The following is a 9,770-nucleotide window of genomic DNA, read 5'->3' as shown; positions in this document are numbered from 1 at the left end:
TGTTTTTTTTTTTTTTTTTTTTGTGGTGCTGGGGGGGGGGTTTTTTGTTTTTGGTTCTTTCCCTTCCTTCTCTGTTTTTCACTCCCCCCTTCGGTGCACCGGCCGCGGGATCAGGCGTTTTCGCGCTGGAAGGTGCGGGCGCCCCACCACACGGCGAGCACGGCCATCACCACCACGACGACGCTGCCGGTGAACAGCGCGTCCATCGAGAAGTCGCCCTTGAAGCTGTTCCGCTCGACGTCGACCACGTGCCGGAACGGGTTGATCTGCGAGATCGTGTACAGCCAGTCCGGCGCCTTGCCCGAAATGATCGGCAGCAGGATCCCGGACAGCAGCAGCAACGGCATCAGCACGGCGTTGAGCACCGCGGGGAAGGCTTCCTCGCTCCTGATCGTCAACGCCAGCGCGTACGAGCACGACGCGAGTGTGATCGCCAGCAGGAACACGATCACCAGGCTGAGCAGCACACCGCCGATCGGCGCGTTCAGGTCGAAGACCAGGTACGCGATGACGATGATCAGCACCGCCTGGACCACCGCCTGCAGCGCGTTGGCCAGCACCTTGCCCAGCAGCAGCGCCACCCGGCTGACCGGGGTCACCCGCAGCCGCTCGACCACGCCGGAGCGGAACTCGGCCAGCAGCGCGAAACCGACGAACGAACTGCCGAACAACGCCAGCTGCGCGACCAGTGCCGGGGTGAGGAGCATCCAGCCGTCGGTCTCGGTGAGTCCCTGCGTCTTGACCGTGTCGACCATGAGCGGGCCGAACAGGAACAGGTACAGCAGCGGCTGCATGATCCCGATCATCACCCAGGTCGGGTTCCGCAAAGCCGCGAGCATGTCGCGACGGAAGATCAGCCAGGTGTCACGCAACATGGCTCGCCTCCTTCGCCGCCTCGACGGGCTGGGTGCCCTCTTCGGCGTCGCGCAGGCTGCGGCCGGTCAGCGTCAGGAAGACGTCGTCGAGCGTCGGCCGGTGCACCTGCATCGCGGCCATCGCGATGTCGCGGGAATCCAGTGCCCGCAACAGTTCCGGCATCGCGGTGTCCCCGCGCGGCACCCGGAAGCGGATCGTGCCGCCGGTGACCGCGAACTCGTGTGCCCCGGTGAGCTTCCCGGCGACCTCCGCGGCTTCGGCCGCCGACGCCGGTTCGACCTCGATCGTGACGCCGTCGCCGGACACCCTCGCCTTGAGCGAGTCCGGCGTGCCCTCGGCGACGATCCGGCCGTCGTCGATCACGATCAGCCGGTCCGACAGGGCGTCCGCCTCGTCGAGGTAGTGCGTGGTGAGGAAGACGGTGACGCCGTGGTCGTCGCGCAGGCGCCGGATGTGCTCCCACAGGTTCGCGCGGCTCTGCGGGTCGAGCCCGGTCGACGGCTCGTCGAGGAAGACCAGCCCCGGTGAGTGGATGAGCCCGAGCGCGATGTCGAGCCTGCGGCGCTGACCGCCGGACAGTGTCTTGGTGAGCCGCTGTTCGAGCCCCGCGAGGTCGAGCTGCCCGGCCAGCGCGGCGCCGCGGCTGAGCGCGTCCGCCTTGCTCAGGCCGTACAGCCTGCCCTGCAGTTCGATCTCCTCGACGACCTTCACCTCGGGCGCGGTCCCGCCGCCCTGTGCCACGTACCCGATCTTCTTGCGGACCCCCAGCGGATCGGTGAGCAGGTCGCAGCCGCCGACCGTCGCGGTGCCCGCGCTGGGCTTGAGCAGCGTGGTCAGCATGCGCAGTGTCGTGGTCTTCCCGGCCCCGTTCGGGCCGAGGAAGCCGACCAGCTCCCCGGCCTCGACGTCGAGGTCGACCCCCTTGACGGCGTGCACTTCGCCGCCGTTGCGGCCCTTGCGGCGGAACCGCCGCTCGAGACCGCGCGCCTTGATCATGAGAACCCCTTTCGCAGCTAGTCAAATTTGACTACCCGAATGGCGCAGTCTGCCTCACGTATCGTGCGCTAGTCAAACTTGATTACCGGGCGGGCTCGCCGAACGCGGGTTCGCCTTCGCCTGCCATGACGTACTCCCCGGCTTCGAGCCGTGCGATGAGCCCGCGCATCCACGTCACGTTGGCTTCCGCGTGCGCGCTCCACAGCCGGTACAACTCGCCGACGTGCGGCGGCTTGCCCAGCTCGACGGCGTGTTCGCGGGCGTAGTGGGTGGCGGTGAGGTGGGCTTCCATGTTCGCCAGCTGCTGACGGAGCAGGGCGAGCGCGCGGTCGCGGGGCAGTGTCGGCATGAGTGTCACAGCCGCGGACATGCTGTAGCCGGTCGCCTCGTCACTGGCGAGCGCCTCGGTCAGCCGCACCATGAACTCGGTTTCGCCGTCCTCGGTCAGCCGGTAGGCGACGCGCTCGGGGCCGGAACCGCCCGCGTCCTCGGCGACCTGTTCGAGCAGGCCTTCGGCCGTCATCTTCTTGAGTGCGTGATAAATCGAGCCCGGCTGGACGTTGCCCCACTTGTCCGCACGCCACGACAACAGCTCGCGTCGCACCTGGTAGCCGTGTGCCTTGCCGTACATGCGCACGACCCCGAGCACCAGCAGCCGTGTCGCGGACACCCGGCCTCCTTCTCCTACGCCAGTAACCATGCCTCAGCGGGCATCCGTAGGCTAAACAGGTATGAGCACCCCTGTGTTGACCGCGGTGGCCTGGCCCTACGCCAACGGCCCCCGCCACATCGGCCACGTGTCCGGATTCGGCGTCCCGTCCGACGTCTTCTCCCGCTACCAGCGAATGGCCGGCAACCGGGTGCTCATGGTGTCCGGGACCGACGAACACGGCACGCCCATCACCGTCCAGGCCGACAAGGAGGGGCTCACCTCCCAGCAGACGGCCGACAAGTACACCCGCCAGATCGGCTCCGACCTGCAGGGCCTCGGCCTCACCTACGACCTGTTCACCCGCACCACCACCGGCAACCACGCCGAGGTGACGCAGCAGATCTTCCTCGCGCTGCACCGTAACGGCTACGTCGTCCCGAAGACGACACGCGGCGCGATCAGCCCGTCCACCGGGCGCACGCTGCCGGACCGCTACGTCGAGGGCACCTGCCCGATCTGCGGCTACGACGGCGCCCGCGGCGACCAGTGCGACAACTGCGGCAACCAGCTCGACGCCTCCGAGCTGATCAACCCGAAATCGCGGATCAACGGCGAGACGCCGAAGTTCGTCGAGACCGAGCACTACTTCCTCGATCTCCCCGCGTTCACCGAATCACTCGGGAAATGGCTGTCCACCAAGACGGACTGGCGGCCGAACGTCCTCAACTTCACCAAGAACCTGATCGACGACATGCGTCCCCGGCCGATCACCCGTGACCTCGACTGGGGCGTGAAGATCCCGCTCGACGGCTGGAGCGACCAGCCGATGAAGCGGTTCTACGTCTGGTTCGACGCGGTGATCGGGTACTTCTCCGCCAGCGTCGAATGGGCACGCCGGTCCGGGAACCCGGACGCGTGGCAGGAGTGGTGGAACAACCCGGACGCGCGTTCGTACTACTTCATGGGCAAGGACAACATCACCTTCCACGCCCAGATCTGGCCCGCGCTGCTGTTCGGGCACAACGGCGAAGGTGACCGCGGCGGCGAGCCCGGCCCGTACGGCAAGCTGCACCTGCCCGACGAGATCGTGTCGAGCGAGTTCCTCACCATGAGCGGCTCGAAGTTCTCGACCTCGCGCGGCACCGTCATCTACGTCAACGACTTCCTCCGCGAGTTCGGCCCGGACACGCTGCGGTACTTCATCTCCGTGGCGGGCCCGGAGACCCAGGACACCGACTTCACCTGGGACGAGTTCGTCCGGCGCACCAACTTCGAGCTGGCCAACGAGTGGGGCAACCTGGTCAACCGGTCCATCTCGATGGCGCACAAGAACGTCGGCGCGATTCCCCGGCCGGAGGCCCCCGCGGCCGCCGACGAGGAGCTGAAAGCCTTGTCCCGCAAGGCTTTCGACGTCGCGGGCGGACATCTGCGGCGGTCGCGGTTCAAGCAGGCGGCGAGCGAGGCCATGCGCGTGGTCACCGCGGCGAACCGGTACCTGTCCGATCAGGAGCCGTGGAAGCTCAAGGACGACCCGGCCCGCCGCGACTCCGTGCTGCACACCGCGCTGCAGGTCGTCTCCGACGCCAACACGCTGCTGACGCCGTTCCTGCCGCACTCCGCGCAGAAGGTGCACGAGGCGCTCGGTGGCACCGGCGTCTGGGCCGCCCAGCCGGAGCTGAAGGAGGTCGAGGACCTCGACATCCCCGACCGGGTCAACCCGATCCTCACCGGCGACTACGCGGCCGAGCAGGCGCGCTGGAAGTCCGTCCCGATCGAGGTCGGCAGGCCGCTGAACAAGCCGACGCCGTTGTTCGCCAAGCTCGACCCGGAACTCGGCGAGACCGGGCCGGAGTGGGCGCCGATCCAGAAGTAAGAGGTACGCATGGGTGACGACAAGCGCGAGCTGCCCCCGATCCCGGACCGGCTGCCCGTGTCGGTGGTGGACGCGCACACCCATCTCGACGCGTGCGGCGCGGTCACCGCGGCCGATGTCTCGGCCATGGTCGACCGCGCCGAGCGCGCCGGAGTGTCCCGGGTGGTCACCGTCGCGGACGACCTCGCGGCCGCGCGGTGGGCCGCCGAAGCGTCCACTTGGGACCGCCGGGTGTTCGCCGCGGTGGCGATCCATCCCACACGCACCAAGGAGTTCGGCGAGGCCGAGCAGTCCGAAGTGGAGCGTCTGGCGCGGCAGGACCGCGTCGTGGCCGTCGGCGAGACCGGGCTGGACTACTACTGGGACTACTCCCCGCACGACGCGCAGCAGGACGCCTTCCGCTGGCACATCGACCTCGCCAAGCGGATCGGCAAACCGCTGATGATCCACGACCGCGACGCGCACGAGGACGTCCTGCGCGTCCTCGACGAGGAAGGCGCGCCGGACGACGTCGTCTTCCACTGCTTTTCCGGCGACGAGCACATCGCGCGCCGGTGTGCCGACGCCGGCTATGTGTTGTCGTTCGCGGGAACCGTGACCTTCCGGAACGCGCGCGGGCTGCACGAGGCGGCGCGGATCGTGCCCGCGGGGCAGTACCTCGCCGAGACGGACGCGCCGTTCCTGACCCCCCATCCGTTCCGTGGGCGGCCGAACGAGCCGTACTGCACCGCCTACACCGTGCGGCACCTCGCGGGGCTCCGCGGCGAGGCGGTGCACGAGGTCGCCGAAGCGGTCCGGACCACTGCCGAACGAGTCTTCCGGCTCCCGAGTGTCACATCGGCTTGAACGGACTGCGACATTCGAGGTGTCACATTCGTCCACCTGATGAGTGACGCAAGTCACGACACTCCGGGGGGTGTTTGCGCAACCCGCCGACCTCCGTTACTGTCCCGTGATCGTGCCGGTCGGAACTGCGTAAGCAGTTGCCGGCTGTTACGCCCACAGTCACGTCAGTGCACGTCGGGGAAGCGGAACCGAGGTTGGTACGACTCGGAACCGTGACGATGGCGCTGGCTGCGGGTGTCGGACTTCAGAGGTGCGCCGGTTCGGCGCACCGAGGCGAAGGACGGCGTAGCAATACGACGTCTTGGGAAAGGGAACGACCCGGTGACTGGTAGCAAGACGGCCGTACTCGACCGTGAGCTGGAAGACACCGCCTACGGGCAGCTCGACTTCTCCGACGACCCGCGCATCACCCAGCAGGACATCCTCGCGGCGCTCGGCCCCGACGCCGACACGCTCATGTCCGAGATCGACGTGGACGTCGACGAGCTGATCGAGCTCATCAACGCCGAGACCACGATGCTCCCGCCCATCGTCCTGCCGGACGAGGTGGCCGAGGACCGGGTCGGCAAGGAAGCGGGCAAGGCCGCGGTCAAGGTCGACGACGGCCTGCGCGAGGCCACCCGCACCTGGAAGAAGCGCTTCCTCAAGGGCGCCGTGCTCGGCGTCCTGCTCAGCGTCGCCGGTGGTGGCGCCGCCGCGCTCGCGGCGAACAAGAGCGTCACCGTCGACGTCGACGGCCAGCAGCGCACCGTGCACAGCTTCGGCGGCACCGTCGGCGAGGTGCTCGAGGACGCGGGCCTGTCGGTCGGCGCGCACGACTCGCTCTCGCCCTCCCCGCAGGCCGCGGTCGGCGACGGCGGCGTCATCAAGCTCGAGCGCGGCCGCCAGCTCAAGCTGGTCGTGGACGGCGCCGAGCGGTCCTCCTGGGTCCGCGCGACCACCTTCGGCGAGGCGCTCAGCCAGCTCGGCATGGCCGACGTCGTCAAGCCCGGTGCCTGGACGTCGATGCCGCAGAGCGGTGAGCTGCCGCTGGAAGGCGCGACCGTCCAGGTCAAGACCCTCAAGAACATCACGCTCTACGACGGCGCGAACGAGCCGAAGAAGCTCACCAGCAACGCCGTCACCACCAAGGAACTCCTTGGTGAGCTGAAGATGCCGCTCGGCCCGGACGACGCGGTCGAGGGCGGCCTCGACGTCAAGCTGACCGACGGTGCCGAGGTCCACGTCAGCCGCACCGGCGTCACGATGGTCAACCAGAAGGAGGCCATCGACCCGCCGGAGCAGAAGGTCGACGACCCGACGCTGGAGAAGGGCAAGACCCAGGTCGAGGACCCGGGCACCCCCGGCGAGAAGATGGTGACCTACAAGGTCACCAAGAAGAACGGCGCGGAAGTCTCTCGCGAGCAGGTCTCCGAGCAGATCACCACCCAGCCCAAGCCGAAGATCACCCGCGTCGGCACCAAGAAGCCGGCGCAGCCCGCCATCGGTGACACCTCGGTGTGGGACCGCATCGCCCAGTGCGAGTCGACCGGCAACTGGCACATCAACACCGGCAACGGGTACTACGGCGGTCTGCAGTTCGACAAGCAGACCTGGGACGCCTACGGCGGCCAGCAATACGCGTCCTACCCGCACCAGGCGTCGCGCGAGCAGCAGATCGCGGTGGCCGAGAAGGTCCGCGACGCGCGTGGCGGATACAGCGCCTGGGGCTGCAAGCCCTGATCCTGTTCTTTCCGCGAGGCCCCCGGCGCGTTGCGCCGGGGGCCTTCGCTTTGCCGGTTCGGTGGTCCGTGCCCCGTTCTCGAGGTGCCCGAACGCCCCAATGTGGCATTGGCTGCGTTCAACGCACCGAACGCCACATTGGGGCGCATCCGGGCCGGGCTGTGCGGAGCCGAGGTTGTGCCGGGAGAAGTGGAATCGGTGACATCGCGGCGTCATATGTCACGTCAGCTGTGACGAAGTGACGCTCGCCGCACCAGTGGTCGCGAGCGGTCGTGTGCGGGGGCGGCCGCAACCGAGGGACGCCCTTGGTGCGTTCAATGCGCCGGGGGCGTCCCTCGGTGCATTGAACGCACCCAAGGCGTCCCTCGGCACGCCCCCGGCCACCGGCGCTGGGTACGATCTGCCGGTGGTGGAACTGCTTGGCCCTGCCGAGATCAGGGGGCTCGCGGCCGAGCTGGACGTCCGGCCGACGAAGAAGCTCGGCCAGAACTTCGTGCACGACCCGAACACCGTCCGGCGCATCGTCGAACTCGCCGGGGTCGGCGCGGGTGACGTCGTCCTCGAGGTCGGGCCCGGGCTCGGCTCGCTGACCCTCGGGCTGCTCGGTGCCGGCGCCGAGGTGATCGCCGTCGAGATCGATCCGGTGCTCGCCGGGCGGCTGCCCACCACGGTCGCCGAGCGCGGCCAGGAGGCCGCCGGGCGGCTCACCGTCGTCGGTGCCGACGCGCTCCGCGTCAAGGCCGCGGACCTGCCCGCCGAGCCGGTCGCGCTCGTCGCGAACCTGCCCTACAACGTCGCGGTGCCCGTCGTGCTGCACCTGCTGGCCGAGCTGCCGTCGCTGGCGCGCGGCCTCGTCATGGTGCAGACCGAGGTCGCCGACCGGATGGCCGCGGGGCCCGGCAGCCGCATCTACGGCGTACCCAGCGTCAAGCTCGCGTGGTACGGCCGCGCCCGCAAGGTCGCCGCCGTTCCGCGAGCAGTGTTCTGGCCGGTACCCAACGTGGATTCCGCACTGGTTTCCTTCGAACGTGCGGAATCCGGCGTCAAAGAGTCCACTGTGGACAAGGAAACGCTGTTCGGTGTCGTGGACGCGGCGTTTGCACAGCGGCGGAAAACACTGCGCGCGGCGCTGGCGGGCTGGGCCGGCTCCGCGGACCGGGCCGGCGCGGTGCTCGTCGCCGCGGGGATCGATCCCCGGACCCGGGGCGAGCAGCTTGACGTCGGGGACTTCGCGCGTATCGTCGCGGCAGCGGGGCGCGCGCCCCGTCCGTCCGGTGCGTGACGGCGTTATCGCAGCTTGCTGAAGTCCGGCCCGATCCCGAGGTCTGGGCACGGCCACTCGTGTGATCTGTGCCTATGGGCTTGCGTTCAATCCATGGGATCGGTTTTACTCGAAGCGTCCATCCCGAGCGACTGAGAGACCTGGCTCGCCGAAGTCGCAGCAACCACCCTCCCCGGGGCAGGTGCTACCGCCAGGACCGATGGAGGCCACGTCCATGAAGAGGGTTGCCCGCCCGCTCCTGCTCACCAGGCGGCGTGTAGTCGATGAAGGTCGCCGCACGGTCTGTGCGTGTCGACGCTCCACCGTTCTCGCCTGAGTTCTGCCGCCTGAATCTCATTTCGTGAGCACCGTCCATTTCGGACGGTCAACTGGTGAACGGTCGCGCGCGCCTGGGGGTGCTGCGCCCTGCTTCTGGAGCCTTTCGTGATCACTGTCGAAAACCTGACCAAGTCCTTTCCCCACAACGGAAATCCGGTCGTCGCGCTACGGGACGTGAGCGTCGACGTGCAGGCCGGGTCCCTCTTCGGCGTCGTCGGCCCGGCCGGCTCGGGCAAGTCCACGCTCGCCCGCTGCATCGCGCTGCAGGAGCGTCCCGACCGCGGCGTGGTCCGGCTCGACGGCCTCAACACCGGCACGCTCGACGGCAGGCGGCTGCGCGAGATCCGGCGTCAGCTCGGCGTGGTCGGCACCAAACCGGAGCTGATCGCCGAGCGGACCATCGCCGGCAACATCGCCACCCCGCTGGAGCAGCTGGGCGTCGACGGCCCGCAGCGCCGCAGCCGCGTGGGCACGCTGCTCGACCTCGTCGGGCTCACCCCGCGCGCGGCCCAGCGCCCGGCTGAGCTGACCGAGGGTCAGCTGCGTCGCGTCGCCGTCGCGAAAGCGCTCGCGGCGAGCCCGTCGGTGCTCCTGGCCGACGACCCGACCGCGGGTGTCGACAGCGACGAGGCCGGAGCCGTGCTGACCGTCCTCGACCGCGCCAGGGCCGAACTGGGCGTCACCATCGTGGTCACCACCCCGGACGCGACCGTGGTGCGGCGCGTGTGCGACGACGTCGCCGTGCTGGAGGACGGCGCCGTCCTCGAACGCGGCACCGTGCTGGACCTGATCTCCGACCCGGCCAGCCGCACCGCGCAGACGCTGCTGCCCGCGATCGAGACCACTCGCACGCAGGCCGCGCGCTACGACCGCTCGGTCGACGTCGTCCTGATCGGCTTCGCGTCGGTCGGTGCCCTGCTGCCCGAGGCGGCGAGCCGCTTCGACGTCGAACTCGCCACCATCGGCGGCGGACTCACCCGCATCGGGGACACCCCGGTGGGCCGGTTCCGGCTCGGCGTCCGCGGTGAGCGGTCGGACGCGGCGCTGGCCTGGATCGCCGAGCGCGGCGGCCGGGTCACGCACGCAACGCGGGGTCCGCAGGGCGTCGCCGCCTGATCCACCGGCATCACGAAGGTGGGCCGGGGGCGGGGGGGGGGGTGGCACAAACACGGGGTGGGGGGGTGGAAAGACAACAAACACATGGG

General features: G+C 69.2%; 8 protein-coding genes and 1 riboswitch. Of the genes, 5 read left to right on the top strand and 3 right to left on the bottom strand.

Annotation, left to right across the window (positions count from 1 at the left end):
• Positions 1-110: 110 nt before the first annotated feature.
• From ACFWY9_RS09910 to ACFWY9_RS09900, 3 genes are all read right to left on the bottom strand, one after another.
• Positions 111-875: an ABC transporter permease gene (locus ACFWY9_RS09910; protein WP_378324428.1), complete on the bottom strand. Its 765-nt coding sequence runs from the start codon at positions 873-875 to the stop codon at positions 111-113.
• A complete protein-coding gene (locus tag ACFWY9_RS09905; RefSeq protein ID WP_378338635.1) occupies positions 865-1,872 on the bottom strand; it encodes an ATP-binding cassette domain-containing protein in 1,008 nt (335 codons plus the stop codon). The genes ACFWY9_RS09910 and ACFWY9_RS09905 overlap by 11 nt, the downstream gene beginning before the upstream one ends.
• An 82-nt stretch (positions 1,873-1,954) precedes the next feature.
• Entirely contained in the window at positions 1,955-2,542 is a 588-nt protein-coding gene (locus tag ACFWY9_RS09900) for a PadR family transcriptional regulator (RefSeq protein ID WP_378324431.1), read from the bottom strand.
• 61 nt (positions 2,543-2,603) lie between these two features.
• Between ACFWY9_RS09900 and metG the strand changes: the two genes are divergently transcribed.
• From metG to ACFWY9_RS09875, 5 genes are all read left to right on the top strand, one after another.
• Positions 2,604-4,397, top strand: a complete 1,794-nt coding sequence (gene metG, locus ACFWY9_RS09895) for a methionine--tRNA ligase (protein WP_378338634.1) — start codon at positions 2,604-2,606, stop codon at positions 4,395-4,397.
• A gap of 9 nt (positions 4,398-4,406) precedes the next feature.
• The gene (locus ACFWY9_RS09890; protein WP_378338633.1) at positions 4,407-5,243 is read left to right on the top strand and encodes a TatD family hydrolase; all 837 of its coding nucleotides are present in this window, start codon (positions 4,407-4,409) and stop codon (positions 5,241-5,243) included.
• Between the two features lie 321 nt (positions 5,244-5,564).
• On the top strand, positions 5,565-6,965 hold the full coding sequence (locus tag ACFWY9_RS09885; protein ID WP_378338632.1) for a transglycosylase family protein: 1,401 nt from the start codon (positions 5,565-5,567) through the stop codon (positions 6,963-6,965).
• A 406-nt stretch (positions 6,966-7,371) separates the two neighbouring features.
• On the top strand, positions 7,372-8,247 hold the full coding sequence (gene rsmA / locus ACFWY9_RS09880; RefSeq protein WP_378338631.1) for a 16S rRNA (adenine(1518)-N(6)/adenine(1519)-N(6))-dimethyltransferase RsmA: 876 nt from the start codon (positions 7,372-7,374) through the stop codon (positions 8,245-8,247).
• A 115-nt stretch (positions 8,248-8,362) separates the two neighbouring features.
• Positions 8,363-8,453, top strand: a riboswitch (SAM riboswitch).
• Positions 8,454-8,670: 217 nt separating this feature from the next.
• Positions 8,671-9,681, top strand: coding sequence for a methionine ABC transporter ATP-binding protein (locus tag ACFWY9_RS09875; protein ID WP_378338630.1), 1,011 nt, complete (start codon positions 8,671-8,673; stop codon positions 9,679-9,681).
• Positions 9,682-9,770 lie beyond the last annotated feature (89 nt).

The organism is Amycolatopsis sp. NPDC059027 (genome assembly GCF_042739735.1).
Taxonomy (GTDB): domain Bacteria; phylum Actinomycetota; class Actinomycetes; order Mycobacteriales; family Pseudonocardiaceae; genus Amycolatopsis.
The sequence above is the reverse complement of the archived record's forward strand: the minus strand, read 5'-3'. Positions and strand labels throughout refer to the sequence as shown.